Here is a 15830-nt window from a genome sequence, read left to right on the forward strand (position 1 = left end):
GCGGGTTCCGCCTAGTCTTTGCTTTGTTCTTACTAGTTTGAGCGCTTGGATGTGAGGGCCTGCAAGACGGCGGCCGGCACGAAAGCGCTGACATCGCCGCCCATGGCGGCGATCTGGCGGACCAATGTGGCGGTAATGGGCCGCGAGGCCGTGCCCGCCGGCAAAAAGATGGTCTGGATATCGGGCGCCATCGTCCGGTTCATGCCGGCCATCTGCATTTCATAATCAAGATCGGTGCCGTCGCGAAGACCGCGGATCAACAGCGTCGCGCCATGGGTGCGGGCGGCATCGACGACCAGATTGTCGAAGGCGACGACGGCGATGTCGCCGGTCTTGCCGGGCAGCGCCTCGGCCAGCGAACGGCGGATCAGCTCTGCTCTCTCTTCGAAGGAGAAGAGCGGCGCCTTGCCGGGATGGATGCCGATCGCGACGATGACCTTCTCGGCGACGTTCAGCGCCTGGACCAGAACATCCACATGCCCATTGGTGATCGGGTCGAAGGACCCCGGATAAAAAGCTGTCGTCATCTGGTCCGGCCGTTGGTTTGACGCCTTTTGTCACGGATGCCGGCTTGCCGCAAGTGATTTGGCCAGTCGTTCCGGACGACTGAACGGCGGATGAATGTGCCGTTCAAGGCGGTTTCAGACGGGATCTGCTTAACTTGGATCATCAAGGCAGCCGCTGCCATTCCGGCATCCGGCGCTCCCCGAAAGACCAAGTCCATGCTGATCGTGCTCGTTGCACTTGCCGTCGTTTTCTCTCTCGCCGCCGAGATGGTCTATGGCTATTTCGCCGATCAATACGAGGTGAGCTGGGTACGGCCGGAGCTCGCCGAGCATGCGGCGATCGTGCGCGCCCAGGGTCGGCTGCGCGAAGCTTCGAATCTGAACGCCAGATGAACGCGACATTCAAGGTCGCTTCAGATCGCCATTGGTAAACACCCGATCAACATCCGGCGGAACCATTTTCAGACGGATGCGTTCATTCAACCGATACATAGATGCGGCGCGGAAGGAATAAAAATGCCCGGCAAGATTACGATGATTAACGTGCTGTGGATGGTAATGGTCACGGGCATGCTGACCGCAACTGTCGCTCTCTATGATCAGAAGGTTGATACGTCCAAGGTTTATGGTCCCTATGCTTCGGCCCGGACGGCCGTGCTGGGCCAATACTGAGGGGCGAGAACGCAACTCCCCAGGAAAGGAATGCCTATGTTCACGATCTTGACAATGCTCACAGCCCTTATCAGCGTCATGTTCATCGTGTCTGTGGCCTCGACGATTTCAGCGCTCCGGCGCGAAGGCGAAGAGGTGAAGGCGCTGAACGAAAAACATAGAGCGTTCTGACATTCCTCTCTTCCCACCTTGAGCGACACCCTTCCGTCGCCAGGGCCAGTCAAAGCCGGATGCACCAGCGTCCGGCTTTTTCATTGGGCGTAGTCCTAAACCACTATCCGACTTGAAAAGAAAATGGCCCGCGTGAAAAGAAAAGGGCGGCTCGAAGCCGCCCCGTTCACTTGATCATTCCTCGGCAGGCCCGGCCGGATCGCCATCGGCAATCGGCGCCTCGCCGCCGCCACTTTGCCGGCAGCACCTTCGTCGGTAGTAGGGGCGCTTCCGGCGACCTCGACAGCCTCCTCCGTCTCCTCCTCCTCCGGCTCGCTGATGCGCTCGACCGAGACGACCTTCTCGTCCTTGGCCGTCGAGAAGATGGTGACGCCCTTGGTGGCGCGGCTGGCGATGCGGATGCCGCCGACCGGCACACGGATCAGCTGGCCGCCATCGGAGACCAGCATGATCTGGTCGCCGTCATCGACCGGGAAGGCCGCGACCAGCTCGCCGATCTCGGCGGTCTTGGACGTATCGGTGGCGCGGATGCCCTTGCCGCCGCGGCCGGAGATACGGAAGTCGTAGGAGGACGAACGCTTGCCGAAGCCCTTTTCGGAGACGGTGAGCACGAATTGTTCGCGTGCTCTCAGCTCTTCATAGCGCTCGTCGGAGAGCTGTCCCTCCTCGGTGACTTCTTCACCGACCAGCGCAATATCCTCTTCATCCACGCCCGTCGCCCGGCGTTCAGTGGCGGAACGCTTGAGATAGGCAGCGCGCTCCCACGGCTCGGCATCGACATGACCAACGATCGTCATGGAGATGATGCGGTCGCGATCGCCGAGATTGATGCCTCGCACGCCGATCGAGTTGCGGCCGGCAAAGACCCGGACATCGTCCACGGAGAAGCGGATGCACTGACCGAGTGCGGTCGTCAGCAGCACGTCGTCATGTTCGGTGCAGGTCTCGACGGAGAGGATTTCGTCGCCCTCCTCCTCGAGCTTCATAGCGATCTTGCCGTTGCGGTTGACCTGGACGAAGTCCGACAGCTTGTTGCGGCGGACCGTGCCGCGCGTCGTCGAGAACATGACGTCGAGATTGTCCCAGCTCGCCTCGTCCTCGGGCAAAGGCAGGATGGTGGTAATGCGTTCGCCGGGTGCGAGCGGCAGCATGTTGATCAGCGCCTTGCCGCGTGAGGTCGGCGTGCCGATCGGCAGGCGCCAGACCTTCTCCTTGTAGACGATGCCACGCGAGGAGAAGAACAGCACCGGCGTATGGGTGTTGACGACGAATAGCCGGCTAACAAAATCTTCGTCGCGGGTCGTCATGCCGGAGCGGCCCTTGCCGCCGCGGCGCTGGGCGCGGTAGGTGGTCAGCGGCACGCGCTTGATGTAACCGAGATGCGAGACGGTGACGACCATGTCTTCGCGGGCGATCAGATCCTCGTCGTCCATTTCGAGACCGCCATCGACGATCTCGGTGCGGCGCGGTGTGCCGAACTCGTCGCGGACAGCGATAAGTTCGTCCTTGACGATAGTCTGGATACGGACGCGCGAGGAGAGGATATCGAGGTAATCCTTGATTTCCTCGCCGATCTTGTTGAGTTCGTCGCCGATTTCGTCGCGGCCAAGGGCCGTCAGGCGGGCAAGGCGCAGTTCGAGGATGGCCCGGGCCTGCTCTTCCGAGAGGTTGTAGGTGAGATCCTCGTTAATGCGATGGCGCGGATCGTCGATCAGACGGATCAGGCTTTCGACATCTTCCGCCGGCCAGCGGCGGGTCATCAGCTCCTCACGAGCCGACTGCGGATCGGGCGCCTGGCGGATGACGCGGATGACCTCGTCGATATTGGCGACCGCAATGGCGAGACCAACCAACACATGAGCGCGGTCACGCGCCTTGCGCAGCAGGAACTTTGTTCTCCGGCTAACGACTTCTTCGCGGAAGGAGACGAAAGCGCGCAGCATGTCGAGCAGCGTCAGCTGTTCGGGCTTGCCGCCGTTCAGCGCCACCATGTTGCAGCCGAAGGAGGTCTGCAGCGGCGTATAGCGATAAAGCTGGTTGAGGATGACCTCGGCATTGGCATCGCGCTTCAGCTCGACGACGACGCGATACCCCTGGCGGTCGGATTCGTCGCGCAGGTCGGAGATGCCTTCGATGCGCTTGTCGCGCACCAGCTCGGCCATCTTCTCGATCATCGTTGCCTTATTCACCTGATAGGGAATCTCGGTGATGATGATTTGCTCGCGGTCACCGCGCATCGGCTCGATAGCGGCGACGCCGCGCATGATGACGGATCCGCGGCCGGTCTCATAGGCGGAGCGGATGCCGGCACGGCCGAGGATCTTCGCACCTGTGGGGAAATCGGGGCCGGGAATGATCTGCATCAGTTCCGGCAGTTCGATGGCCGGATCGTCGATCAGCGCGACGCAGCCGTCGATGACCTCGGAGAGATTGTGCGGCGGGATGTTGGTCGCCATGCCGACGGCGATGCCGCCGGCGCCGTTGACGAGCAGGTTCGGGAACTTGGCAGGGACCACGACCGGTTCGGACAGCGTGCCGTCGTAGTTGTCGCGGAAATCGACGGTTTCCTTGTCGAGATCGTCGAGCAGCGAATGAGCAGCCTTTTCGAGGCGGCATTCTGTGTAACGTTCGGCCGCTGGCGGATCACCATCGACTGAGCCGAAATTGCCCTGACCGTCGATCAGCGGCAGCCGCAGCGACCAGGGCTGCGCCATGCGGGCGAGCGCATCATAGATCGCGGAGTTGCCGTGCGGATGGAATTTACCCATCACGTCACCGGTGACGCGGGCGCATTTGACGTATTTCTTGTTCCAGTCGATGCCGAGCTCGGACATGCCGTAGAGGATGCGCCGGTGCACGGGCTTCAGGCCGTCGCGCACGTCGGGCAACGCGCGGCTGACGATGACGCTCATGGCGTAATCGAGATACGACCGCTGCATTTCCTCCATGATGGAGATGGGCTCGATGCCTGGCGGGAGCTTCCCGCCGCCGGGGGGTGTTTGCTCAGTCAAAACAGATCACGATCTCTTCTAGAATCACTGGAAGATTTATAGCGGAAAGCCTGTTGCCGCGCCAATTTCACAGCGCGTTTTGAACAGGCTTTTGCGGCTTAAAGAGGGTAAAACATGCAAGTTTCGCGGCCGGACCGGACAAATCCGCCGCGGGCCGCCGCGGGATATTTGCCAAATCGAAATCCCCGCTTCACAATCATTTGAACCACGCACCCATATGGGGTTCCGGAGAGCCGATGGCAAGCGCCGACCAATTGATCAACGCCTTCACGACGCTGCTCGTCACCATCGATCCACCGGGGCTTGCGCCGATCTTTCTGGGCCTGACGACAGGCATGAGCCGGACCGAGCGCAAGCAGGTGGCGCTGCGCGGCTCGGTCATCGCCTTCATCATCCTTGCCGTCTTCGCGCTGTTTGGCGCCGGCGTGCTAGGCGTGCTCGGAATTTCGATCGGCGCCTTCCGCATCGCCGGCGGCCTGCTGCTGTTCTGGATCGCCTTCGAGATGGTGTTCGAGAGGCGGCAGGAGCGCAAGGAGAAGGCGACCGAGGCGGCGATCACCAAGGATCATATCGAGAATATCGCCGTCTTTCCCCTCGCCTTGCCGCTGATATCAGGTCCGGGTGCGATCTCGGCGACGATCCTGCTAGCCGGCACGCTCGCCACCTCGATCGGGAAAGCCCAGCTGATCGGCGTCCTTGCCGCCAATCTGCTGCTGACCTTCGTCATGCTGCTCATCGCCGAAAGGCTGGACCGTTTCCTCGGCGTCACCGGCCGGGCCATCCTGACACGGCTCCTCGGCGTCATTCTGGCCGCCCTTGCCGCACAGTTCGTCGTCGACGGGGCTAAGTCGGCGTTCAATCTGATCAGCGCGACGCCGCACTGAAACGGCCGTAGACGATTGAGGCCGCGGTCTGAACGATCTGCCGCGAGAACAAAGAAGAGCATGACGCCGTTATGGACGTCATGCTCTCCAGTCTTTCACAAAACTGCGAAAGCCTAACGATCAGAACGGGATGTCGTCGTCGAGATCCCGCGAGAAGTTGCCGCCGCCGCCACCGCCGCGGCTGGGTGATGAGGAGGGAGCCGGGGCGCCGTAGTCGTCGCCATAATCGTTGCCGCCACCGGCGCTGCCACGGCCGCCGCTCGCACCGCCGCCTTCGCCGCGGCCGTCGAGCATCGTCAGCGTCGAACCGAAACCCTGCAGCACCACTTCCGTGCTGTAACGGTCCTGGCCCTGCTGGTCCTGCCATTTGCGGGTCTGCAGCTGGCCTTCGATATAGAGCTTGGCGCCCTTCTTCACATATTGCTCGACGACCTTGCAGAGGCCTTCGTTGAAGACGACGATCGCGTGCCATTCGGTCTTTTCGCGGCGCTCGCCGGAATTGCGGTCGCGCCAGGTCTCCGAGGTTGCAAGACGGATATTGGCGATCGGCCGGCCATCCTGAGTGCGGCGGATTTCCGGGTCCGCGCCGACGTTTCCAATCAGAATTACCTTATTCACACTACCAGCCATGCTTCTCACCCTGCCTGCCGCCCTGCCCGGCGGCGTTTAATCGATCGGCGCACCTTAAACCATCACGGACCGCCGATGCGCATGGGCGGCATTTAATCCACATGTTTATCCATCAGAACGCCGCATGCATCCATCAGGATTTTTGTTCTTTATTTGTTCTAGGTTATCCGTATGATCCTGTCAACAGAATCGAAAACCTTGAGCCCTTGCGGATATTCAGCCTCGACTCGCCCGTCGGCATCACTAAATAAGGGCTGTTATCCAGAAAACCAAAGCAGAGACGATGAGCGAACTGAAGACGATCTCCATCCGCGGCGCGCGCGAGCATAATCTCAAGAGCATCGATCTCGATCTGCCGCGTAACAAGCTGATCGTCATGACCGGGCTTTCGGGTTCCGGCAAATCCTCGCTTGCTTTCGACACGATCTATGCCGAGGGCCAACGGCGCTATGTCGAGAGCCTGTCGGCCTATGCCCGGCAGTTCCTCGAGATGATGCAGAAGCCCGATGTCGACCAGATCGACGGGCTGTCGCCGGCGATCTCGATCGAGCAGAAGACCACCTCGCGTAACCCGCGCTCGACGGTCGGCACCGTCACCGAGATCTACGACTATATGCGCCTGCTCTTTGCCCGCGTCGGCGTTCCCTATTCGCCGGCAACCGGCCTGCCGATCGAGAGCCAGACCGTCAGCCAGATGGTCGACCGTATCCTCGATTTCGGCGAGGGCACCCGGCTTTATATCCTTGCGCCGCTCGTGCGCGGGCGCAAGGGCGAATACAAGAAGGAACTGGCGGAGCTGATGAAGAAGGGCTTCCAGCGCGTCAAGGTCGACGGCCAGTTCTACGAGATCGCCGAGGCGCCGGTGCTCGACAAGAAATACAAGCACGACATCGACGTGGTGGTCGACCGCATCGTCGTGCGTTCGGATGTCTCGGCACGCCTGGCGGATAGTCTGGAGACCTGCCTGAAGCTCGCCGACGGGCTGGCGGTTGCCGAATTCGCCGACAAGCCGCTGCCGCCGGAAGAGACGTCGGCCGGCGGTTCGGCCAACAAGTCGCTGAACGAGACGCATGAACGCGTGCTGTTTTCGGAGAAATTCGCCTGCCCAGTCTCGGGCTTTACCATTCCCGAGATCGAACCCAGGCTCTTCTCCTTCAACAACCCGTTCGGCGCCTGCCCGACCTGCGACGGCCTCGGCGCCCAACAGAAGATCGATGCGGATCTGATCGTGCCCGAGCCCGAACGGACGCTGCGCGACGGGGCGATCGCGCCCTGGGCCAAGTCGACCTCGCCCTATTACAACCAGACGCTGGAAGCGCTCGGCAAACATTACGGCTTCAAGCTCGGCACCCGCTGGAACGATCTCTCCGACGAGGCCAAGGACGTCATCCTCAACGGCACCAACGACAAGATCGAATTCCATTATGCCGATGGCGCCCGCTCCTATACGACGCAGAAGAATTTCGAAGGCATCATCACCAACCTCGAGCGCCGCTGGAAGGAGACCGATTCCGCTTGGGCGCGCGAGGATATCGAACGCTTCATGTCGGCTGCCCCCTGCCCTTCCTGCAACGGATTCCGCCTGAAGCCGGAGGCGTTGGCGGTGAAGATCGACACGCTGCATATCGGCGAAGTGACCGCGATGTCGATCCGCGTCGCCCGTGACTGGTTCGAGACGCTGCCGGCAAGCTTCAACGCCAAGCAGAACGAGATCGCCGTGCGCATCCTCAAGGAAATCCGCGACCGGCTGCGCTTCCTCAATGACGTCGGCCTGGAATATCTCAGCCTGTCGCGCAATTCCGGCACGCTGTCGGGCGGCGAAAGCCAGCGCATCCGGCTTGCCTCGCAGATCGGCTCGGGGCTGACAGGCGTGCTTTACGTGCTCGACGAGCCGTCGATCGGCCTGCATCAGCGCGACAACGCCCGGCTGCTCGACACGCTGAAGCACTTGCGCGACATCGGCAACACCGTCATCGTCGTCGAACATGACGAGGATGCGATCCTATCGGCCGACGACGTGGTCGATATCGGCCCGGCAGCCGGCATTCACGGCGGCCAGGTGATCGCCCACGGCACGCCGCAGGATATCATGGACAATCCAAACTCGCTGACCGGCAAATATCTGTCGGGCGAGCTCGGCGTTCCGGTTCCCAATGAGCGCCGCAAGCCGAAGAAGGGCCGCGAGATCAAGGTAGTCGGGGCGCGTGGCAACAATCTCAAGAACGTCACGGCGTCGATCCCGCTCGGGGTGTTTACGGCGGTAACCGGCGTTTCCGGCGGCGGCAAATCCACCTTCCTGGTCGAAACGCTCTATAAATCGGCGGCAAGGCGCGTCATGGGCGCGCGTGAAAACCCAGCCGATCACGACCGCATCGACGGCTTCGAGCATATCGACAAGGTGATCGATATCGACCAATCGCCGATCGGCCGCACCCCGCGCTCGAACCCGGCGACCTATACCGGCGCCTTCACGCCGATCCGAGATTGGTTCGCCGGTCTGCCGGAGGCAAAGGCCCGCGGCTACCAGCCGGGCCGCTTCTCCTTCAACGTCAAGGGCGGACGCTGCGAGGCCTGCCAGGGAGACGGCGTCATCAAGATCGAGATGCACTTCCTGCCCGATGTCTACGTCACCTGCGACGTCTGCCACGGCAAGCGCTACAATCGCGAGACACTCGACGTCACCTTCAAACAGAGGTCTATCGCCGACGTGCTCGACATGACGGTGGAGGAAGGCGTCGATTTCTTCACGGCGGTGCCTGCCGTGCGCGACAAGCTGCAATCATTGAAGGATGTCGGCCTCGGTTATATCAAGGTCGGCCAGCAGGCGAATACGCTTTCGGGCGGCGAGGCGCAGCGCGTCAAGCTTGCCAAGGAACTGTCGAAACGCTCGACGGGACGCACGCTCTACATTCTCGACGAACCGACAACCGGCCTGCATTTCCACGACGTCGCCAAGCTGCTCGAAATGCTGCACGAACTGGTCAACCAGGGCAATTCGGTGGTGGTGATCGAACACAATCTCGAAGTCATCAAGACGGCCGACTGGGTGCTCGATTTCGGCCCCGAAGGCGGCGATGGCGGCGGCGAGATCGTCGCGACCGGCACGCCGGAAGCAATCGTCAGGGAAAAGCGGTCCTATACCGGACAGTTCCTGAAGGAATTGCTGGAACGGCGCCCGGTGAAGAAGGCGGTTGCGGCGGAATGACGATGAGGCCAGCGTCGCCCGATGATCTGGAAACGATCGCGACGCTGACAACAGCCGCCTATCGGCCCTATACCGAACTCTTCGGCGCTCCGCCGATCCCGGTGACGGAGGATTACGCGCCGCGGATCGAACGCGGCGAGGTCTGGCTGCGCGAGATCGGCGGGCAAACGGCCGGTCTGGCGGTCGTCGAACGGCATTCCGATCACCTCATGCTGTTCATCATCGCCGTTTCGCCGGCCTTTCAGGGTGCCGGACATGGGCTGGCGATGCTGCGCTGGCTGGAGGGCAAGGCGCGGGAATTGGCCGTGCCGGAGATCCGGCTCTACACGAATGCGCGGATGGAGCCGAATATCGCGCTCTACAGCGCCTTCGGATTTCAGGAAACGGGTCGCCGACCGAACCCTTATCGGCCAGGATGGACGCTCGTCTACATGACGAAAGAGATCAATGCGGCCTGAGCGGCTGCGAATGGGGAGGACGACATGACGAAATCCGGCACTATCCGCACCGGCATCGGCGGCTGGACCTTCGAGCCCTGGCGCGGGCATTTCTTTCCCGAGAGCCTGAAGCAGAAGGACGAGCTGAATTATGCCAGCCGCCAGCTGAAGGTTATCGAGGTCAACGGCACCTATTACAGCACGCAGAAGCCCGCGGTCTTTGCCAAATGGGCGGCTGACGTGCCGGACGGTTTCATCTTTTCGCTGAAGGCGACACGTTTCGTCACCAACCGGCGGGTGCTTGCCGAAGCCGGTGAATCGATGGAGCGGTTTCTGTCATCGGGCATTAGCGAACTCGGCGATCATCTCGGGCCGCTGCTCTGGCAGTTCGCGCCGACCAAGAGGTTCGATCCGCAAGATTTCGAAGCCTTCCTGAAGCTGCTGCCTGCAAAGCAGGACGGGTTGACGCTCCGCCACGTGGTCGAGGTGCGGCACGATTCCTTCAAGGTGCCGGAGTTCGTCGCGCTGCTGGCAAAATACGGCGTGGCGCCTGTTTGCGCCGAACATTTCGAATATCCGATGATCGCCGACGTCACGGCCGATTTCGTCTATGCGCGGCTGCAGAAGGGATCGGACGATATCCCGACCTGCTATCCGGAAAAGGACCTGAAGGCCTGGGCAGACCGGCTGGAGACCTGGGCCGAGGGCAAGGTTCCTGACGACCTGCCGCTGATCGATGGAGATCGCAAGGTGAAGGTCGAGCCGCGCGACGTCTTCGCCTTCATGATCCATGAGGGCAAGGTCAATGCACCGCATGGAGCAATCGCCCTGCAGCAGGCGCTGGCGAAATAGGCGAGGCTTGCCCGCCGATAGCCGCAAGCTTCATTTCTTCCCGTTCGCCAGCGCCTCTTTCCGCCGTCGGCGCGGCAGGAGCGATTTGAGGTACCGCCATATCGGCGAGACGGCGTAGCCTGTGACCGGAATCGCGATCAAGCCGGCGACGCTACCGACGATACCCGCGCCTGCGGCCTCGACGACCCAGCGCAGCACCGATGCCAGAACGGGAACCGCATGCGCAGTCGCCTCGCCGGCCTCGTGGATCAGATGCGCAAGGCCGCTGATGCCATAGGCTTCGAGGCCATGAACGATGATGCCGCCGCCGACCCAGATCATGGCGGCCGTTCCGACGATGCCGAGCACTTTCAGAAAATAAGGCATGCCTGTGACAAGCCCCTCCCCGATCGAACGCAAGGCGGCGCCCATCGGAGATGCCGTCCGCACACGCGCCAGCATCAGACCCAGATCATCGGCTTTCACGATAAGCGCCACGCCGCCATAGACCATGATCGTGATACCCAGTCCAACAACGGCAAGGATGACGGCTTGCGTGAACATGCTGCCTGAGGGCACCGCGGCGAGCGTAATCGCCATGATTTCGGCCGACAGGATGAAATCCGTCTTGATTGCGCCAGCAACCTTCTCGTCTTCTAGCGATTTGGCATCGAGGCTTGTCGTCTCGAGTGCCGATTCATGGGCATGGGCTGCATGCGGCAGCACCAGTTCGTAGACTTTTTCCACACCCTCGTAGCAGAGATAAAGCCCGCCAATCATCAGCAGCGGCGTGATCGACTGCGGTGCGACAAGGCTCAGGATCAGTGCTGCCGGAAGCAGGATCAGAAGCTTGTTCTTCAGCGAGCCGAGCGTGATCTTGCCGATGATCGGCAATTCGCGTGCTGCCGAAAATCCGGTGACGTAGCGGGGTGTGACGGCCGCATCATCAATGACGACGCCGGCCGCTTTCGCGCCCGCCTTGGCAGCCTGGCCGGCAATATCGTCGAGCGACGCCGCAGCCACCTTGGCCAATGCCGCGATATCATCAAGTAGGGCGATCAGGCCAATACTCATTCGAGCCTCCGTCGAAAGACAGACTTACGCAAAAAACGGAAAGCCCGTCAACGAGACGCGGAATCCTCCGGCCGGAAGATGCCACGCAAGGGTCGCGACGACAATGGCCGTCATTCAGCCGGCATTCAGACTGTGCCACAGTCAGACATGTCGGATGACGGTCCAGATTCTGCGTTCAAGGTGCAGAAGACCAGCAGCGGGCAGATCCGCCGCCGGATGGCGGCATCCGCCCTCCGAAAGGACGCGCAGCGACGTTTTAAAACGGCAATACTTCGGCAGCAAGCTCCTCTGCCGTCAGCCCTTTGCCGGCGCGTTGACCTGCCTCTCCATGCAGCCAGACGCCGGCAGCCGCGGCCTCGAAGGCCGGCAGGCCCTGGGCGAGCAATCCGCCGATGATGCCGGCAAGTACGTCGCCGGAACCGGCGGTGGCAAGCCAGACGGGAGCGTTGGTATTGATGAGCGCACGGCCGTCTGGCGCGGCGATGACGGTATCGGCGCCTTTGTAGATAATCGCGGCATTGGCGCGGCGGGCGGCGGCCAAGGCCTTGGCCACCTTGCCGAGCGCTTCGTCGCCGCCGATATCGGGAAAGAGCCGCGCGAATTCGCCTTCGTGCGGCGTCAGCACCAGCCGCGGCTCACCCTCGAAAAGATCAAACAGCTGTTGCGGATCGTCCTTGAACGAAGAGATGCCGTCGGCATCAAGCACCAGATGGCGATCGGCAAGGGCCGAGACGAAGCCGCGCGCCCTGGCGCCGATGCCGAAACCGGGGCCGAGGACGAAGGTCTGCAGCCGCTTGTCGGAGAGCCAGTCGCCAAGGTCGGCCTCGTCGTCGATGGCATGCAGCATGACGGCGGTGAGATGCGCCGCATTGGCGGTCATCGCCGCGCGGGGGGCGGCGATCGTCACCAGGCCGGCGCCGGCCTTCAGACCCGAGATCGCCGACATGCGCGCGGCACCCGTCTTGTCGGCCTCGCCTGAGAAGACGACCAGATGACCGCGCTTGTATTTGTGGGTTTCCAACTGCTCGACCGGCAACACGCGCTTCCAGGCATCCGGCGTGTTCTCGGCGATGGCACCGCCCGCTTCAGCCCTGACGATACGAGCGGGGATACCGATGTCGAAGACCTCCAATTCACCGCAAAGCTCCCTGCCTGGCATCAGCAGATGGCCGGGCTTGCGGGTCATGAAGGTGATGGTGTTGCAGGCCCGGAAGGCGGCACCCAGCACCTTGCCGGTGCGGCCATCGAGGCCGGAGGGCAGATCGATGGCGAGCACGGGAATAGCGGCCTGCGTGACGCGGCCGATCAGCGCGCGCACATCGGCCGACACCGCGCGACCAAGCCCCGCCCCGAACAGGCCATCGATGACGACGTCGCCGGTTTCGGGCCGATAGAGGTCGAGTCCTTGTCCCTCCAATGCGCAGCTCCTGCGGGCGCGGGCGGCATCGCCCTTCAGCCTCACGGGATCGCCGAGGTGGAAGAGCGCCACCCTCGCCCCGCTCTGCTGCAGATGACGTGCTGCGACATAGGCGTCGCCGCCATTGTTGCCGGGCCCGCAAAGCGCGACGAAGCGCAGCGCTCCGGGATGGAGGCGCAGAGCCGCGGCGGCAACCGCGGCGCCTGCCCTTTCCATCAGGGCGAAGGAATCGATGCCGGACGCGGCTGCGGCCGTATCGACGGCGGCCATTTCGGCCGGCGTGAGAAGAAGGTCGGACAGGTTTTTGATCATCACCCTATTCAATCAAAAAACGCCTAAAAAACAACCGCCTGAAATACCAAAGAGAAGAACGACATTTAAGCATTTGCCTATCTTTTCATCATCGCGAGAGGTGTATTCGCAGTTGCGAAAATACCTGACTTTTTCCGTTTCGGGTGTGATTTTGATCGGAGACAATGTTTTTTCATCCGTTCTGCCACCAAAACCACATAGAATTCCCGGCAAACGTGCCGGTTTTGACAGAATCGACGTCTTTTTTCGATAAGATGGATTTCAAACTGGCACGATATCTGCATCATATTCGGCGAGCGGGAAAATTCCTGCCATAACAGGAGAAGCGGAGAGACATTTTCTCATGAAAAAGATCGAAGCGATCATTAAGCCTTTCAAGCTGGACGAAGTGAAGGAAGCCCTTCAGGAAGTCGGCCTGCAGGGTATCACGGTCACGGAAGCCAAGGGTTTCGGCCGTCAGAAGGGCCACACGGAACTCTACCGCGGAGCCGAGTACGTCGTCGATTTCCTGCCGAAGGTAAAAGTCGAGGTTGTACTGGCCGACGAGAACGCGGAAGCCGTCATCGAAGCGATCCGCAAGGCGGCGCAGACCGGCCGCATCGGCGACGGAAAGATCTTCGTTTCCAACGTCGAAGAGGTTATCCGCATCCGCACCGGCGAGACCGGCATTGATGCCATCTGACCACTTTGCCAATCGCGCAAAGTCCGTTACCGTCATCGCCGAGCCACACCGTCATAGCAAATCGGAGGAAACTACTTAATGGCGACCGCAAGCGAAATTCTGAAGCAGATCAAGGAGAACGACGTTAAGTTCGTCGATCTGCGTTTCACCGACCCGAAGGGCAAGCTGCAGCATGTGACGATGGACGTCGTCTGCGTCGATGAAGACATGTTCGCTGACGGCGTGATGTTCGACGGCTCCTCGATCGGCGGCTGGAAGGCCATCAACGAGTCCGACATGGTGCTGATGCCCGACACCGAAACGGTGCATATGGACCCTTTCTTCGCCCAGTCGACCATGGTCATCGTCTGCGACATCCTCGATCCGGTCTCCGGCGAGGCCTATAACCGCGATCCGCGCGGCACCGCCAAGAAGGCCGAAGCCTACCTCAAGGCATCCGGCATCGGCGATACGGTTTTTGTCGGGCCGGAAGCCGAATTCTTCGTCTTCGACGACGTCAAGTACAAGGCCGATCCTTACAATACCGGCTTCAAGCTCGATTCGACCGAACTGCCGTCGAACGACGACACCGATTACGAGACCGGCAACCTCGGCCATCGCCCGCGCATCAAGGGCGGTTATTTCCCGGTTCCCCCCGTCGACAGCGCCCAGGACATGCGTTCGGAAATGCTGACTGTGCTCTCCGAGATGGGCGTCGTCGTCGAAAAGCATCACCATGAAGTCGCGGCCGCCCAGCACGAACTCGGTATCAAGTTCGATACGCTGGTGCGCAACGCCGACAAGATGCAGATCTACAAATATGTCGTCCACCAAGTGGCCAACGCCTACGGCAAGACGGCGACCTTCATGCCGAAGCCGATCTTCGGCGACAACGGCTCGGGCATGCACGTGCACCAATCGATCTGGAAGGGCGGCAAGCCGACCTTTGCCGGCGACGAATATGCCGGCCTTTCCGAGAGCTGCCTGTTTTATATCGGCGGCATCATCAAGCATGCCAAGGCGATCAACGCTTTCACCAATCCGTCGACGAACTCCTACAAGCGTCTCGTCCCGGGTTACGAAGCCCCTGTGCTGCTCGCCTATTCGGCGCGTAACCGCTCGGCTTCCTGCCGCATTCCGTTCGGATCCAACCCGAAGGCCAAACGCGTCGAAGTCCGCTTCCCGGATCCGACCGCCAACCCCTATCTCGCCTTCGCCGCCATGCTGATGGCCGGCCTCGACGGCATCAAGAACAAGATCCATCCCGGCAAGGCCATGGACAAGGATCTTTACGACCTGCCGCCGAAGGAACTGAAGAAGATCCCGACCGTCTGCGGCAGCCTGCGCGAAGCGCTTGAAAGCCTCGACAAGGACCGCAAGTTCCTGACGGCCGGCGGCGTCTTCGACGACGATCAGATCGATGCCTTCATCGAGCTGAAGATGGCTGAGGTGATGCGTTTCGAAATGACGCCGCATCCGGTCGAATACGACATGTACTATTCGGCCTGATCGGCTCAGAACATGGAAAGTCCCGGCTTGCCGGGGCTTTCGCCTCCCTGGTCATGAACGGCAAATGGTGAGGATGTGACGTTCATGTGACGAACTCGCGCAAAAATCTTGATTTGCGCGACACCAATCACCAAATTCGGTGATGAAAGGAAGTCGTACCATGAAAGAAAGAACAGCAAAGTTCAGTATCGGCGAAGTGGTTCGGCACAAGGTTTTTCCGTTTCGCGGCGTCATCTTCGACGTTGATCCGGAGTTCGCGAATACGGAGGAATGGTGGAATTCCATTCCCGCCGAGGTGCGCCCGAGCAGGGACCAGCCCTTCTATCACCTGCTCGCCGAGAATGACGAAAGCGAATATGTCGCTTATGTCTCCGAGCAAAACCTGATGAACGACGAAAGCGGCACGCCGCTTCGCAACCCGCAGATCTACCAGATTTTCGATCAGGCCCCGTCAGGGCAGTTCAAACCCAAGATGAGCTTCGCCCACTAACTCACTGGTGCCGATCGTTG

Annotated in this window: 14 protein-coding genes and 1 pseudogene; 10 read left to right on the forward strand and 5 right to left on the reverse strand. The window is 61.1% G+C overall.

Annotation, left to right across the window (positions count from 1 at the left end):
• Positions 1 to 32: 32 nt before the first annotated feature.
• Positions 33 to 527 carry a pantetheine-phosphate adenylyltransferase gene (coaD, locus tag ACS4RR_RS14605; protein WP_017964286.1) on the reverse strand — a complete coding sequence of 165 codons (495 nt, stop codon included), beginning with the start codon at positions 525 to 527 and terminating at the stop codon, positions 33 to 35.
• Between the two features lie 90 nt (positions 528 to 617).
• Between coaD and ACS4RR_RS14610 the strand changes: the two genes are divergently transcribed.
• The 3 genes from ACS4RR_RS14610 (at position 618) to ACS4RR_RS14620 (ending at position 1349) form a co-directional block, all read left to right on the forward strand.
• A complete protein-coding gene (locus ACS4RR_RS14610; RefSeq protein ID WP_222383953.1) occupies positions 618 to 899 on the forward strand; it encodes a hypothetical protein in 282 nt (93 codons plus the stop codon).
• 123 nt (positions 900 to 1022) lie between these two features.
• Positions 1023 to 1178 carry a hypothetical protein gene (locus ACS4RR_RS14615; RefSeq protein ID WP_003539654.1) on the forward strand — a complete coding sequence of 52 codons (156 nt, stop codon included), beginning with the start codon at positions 1023 to 1025 and terminating at the stop codon, positions 1176 to 1178.
• Between the two features lie 36 nt (positions 1179 to 1214).
• Entirely contained in the window at positions 1215 to 1349 is a 135-nt protein-coding gene (locus ACS4RR_RS14620) for a hypothetical protein (protein WP_260298902.1), read from the forward strand.
• A 174-nt stretch (positions 1350 to 1523) separates the two neighbouring features.
• Here the strand turns inward: ACS4RR_RS14620 and gyrA are convergent.
• Positions 1524 to 4360, reverse strand: a pseudogene (gyrA, locus tag ACS4RR_RS14625) (DNA gyrase subunit A).
• A 236-nt stretch (positions 4361 to 4596) separates the two neighbouring features.
• Here gyrA and ACS4RR_RS14630 point away from each other — a divergent pair.
• Positions 4597 to 5244, forward strand: coding sequence for a MarC family protein (locus ACS4RR_RS14630; protein WP_017964283.1), 648 nt, complete (start codon positions 4597 to 4599; stop codon positions 5242 to 5244).
• A gap of 120 nt (positions 5245 to 5364) precedes the next feature.
• Here ACS4RR_RS14630 and ACS4RR_RS14635 read toward each other — a convergent pair whose 3' ends face one another.
• The gene (locus ACS4RR_RS14635) at positions 5365 to 5874 is read right to left on the reverse strand and encodes a single-stranded DNA-binding protein (RefSeq protein ID WP_222383952.1); all 510 of its coding nucleotides are present in this window, start codon (positions 5872 to 5874) and stop codon (positions 5365 to 5367) included.
• A gap of 283 nt (positions 5875 to 6157) precedes the next feature.
• On the opposite strand from ACS4RR_RS14635, the gene uvrA reads away from it, so the two are divergent.
• From uvrA to ACS4RR_RS14650, 3 genes are read left to right on the forward strand one after another with little or no spacing between them, the layout of a single operon-like run.
• Positions 6158 to 9079, forward strand: a complete 2922-nt coding sequence (gene uvrA, locus ACS4RR_RS14640) for an excinuclease ABC subunit UvrA (RefSeq protein WP_222383951.1) — start codon at positions 6158 to 6160, stop codon at positions 9077 to 9079.
• Entirely contained in the window at positions 9076 to 9537 is a 462-nt protein-coding gene (locus tag ACS4RR_RS14645) for a GNAT family N-acetyltransferase (RefSeq protein WP_260110827.1), read from the forward strand. Before uvrA ends, ACS4RR_RS14645 begins: the two co-directional genes overlap by 4 nt.
• A gap of 24 nt (positions 9538 to 9561) precedes the next feature.
• Positions 9562 to 10368 (forward strand): DUF72 domain-containing protein, encoded by an 807-nt coding sequence (locus ACS4RR_RS14650; RefSeq protein WP_222383949.1) that lies wholly within the window; start codon positions 9562 to 9564, stop codon positions 10366 to 10368.
• A gap of 30 nt (positions 10369 to 10398) precedes the next feature.
• On the opposite strand, the gene ACS4RR_RS14655 is transcribed toward ACS4RR_RS14650, so the two are convergent.
• Together ACS4RR_RS14655 and ACS4RR_RS14660 are read right to left on the reverse strand one after the other, a co-directional pair.
• Positions 10399 to 11421 carry a DUF808 domain-containing protein gene (locus ACS4RR_RS14655; RefSeq protein WP_456188954.1) on the reverse strand — a complete coding sequence of 341 codons (1023 nt, stop codon included), beginning with the start codon at positions 11419 to 11421 and terminating at the stop codon, positions 10399 to 10401.
• 256 nt (positions 11422 to 11677) lie between these two features.
• The gene (locus ACS4RR_RS14660; RefSeq protein WP_222383947.1) at positions 11678 to 13150 is read right to left on the reverse strand and encodes an NAD(P)H-hydrate dehydratase; all 1473 of its coding nucleotides are present in this window, start codon (positions 13148 to 13150) and stop codon (positions 11678 to 11680) included.
• A gap of 343 nt (positions 13151 to 13493) precedes the next feature.
• Between ACS4RR_RS14660 and ACS4RR_RS14665 the strand changes: the two genes are divergently transcribed.
• The 3 genes from ACS4RR_RS14665 (at position 13494) to hspQ (ending at position 15810) form a co-directional block, all read left to right on the forward strand.
• Positions 13494 to 13832, forward strand: a complete 339-nt coding sequence (locus ACS4RR_RS14665; protein ID WP_015339877.1) for a P-II family nitrogen regulator — start codon at positions 13494 to 13496, stop codon at positions 13830 to 13832.
• A 78-nt stretch (positions 13833 to 13910) separates the two neighbouring features.
• Positions 13911 to 15320 carry a type I glutamate--ammonia ligase gene (gene glnA, locus ACS4RR_RS14670; RefSeq protein WP_017964276.1) on the forward strand — a complete coding sequence of 470 codons (1410 nt, stop codon included), beginning with the start codon at positions 13911 to 13913 and terminating at the stop codon, positions 15318 to 15320.
• A 160-nt stretch (positions 15321 to 15480) separates the two neighbouring features.
• Positions 15481 to 15810: a heat shock protein HspQ gene (hspQ, locus tag ACS4RR_RS14675; RefSeq protein ID WP_222383946.1), complete on the forward strand. Its 330-nt coding sequence runs from the start codon at positions 15481 to 15483 to the stop codon at positions 15808 to 15810.
• Positions 15811 to 15830: the final 20 nt, after the last annotated feature.

Origin of the sequence: Rhizobium zaerense, assembly GCF_051810725.1 — a bacterium.
Lineage (GTDB): Bacteria > Pseudomonadota > Alphaproteobacteria > Rhizobiales > Rhizobiaceae > Rhizobium > Rhizobium leguminosarum_I.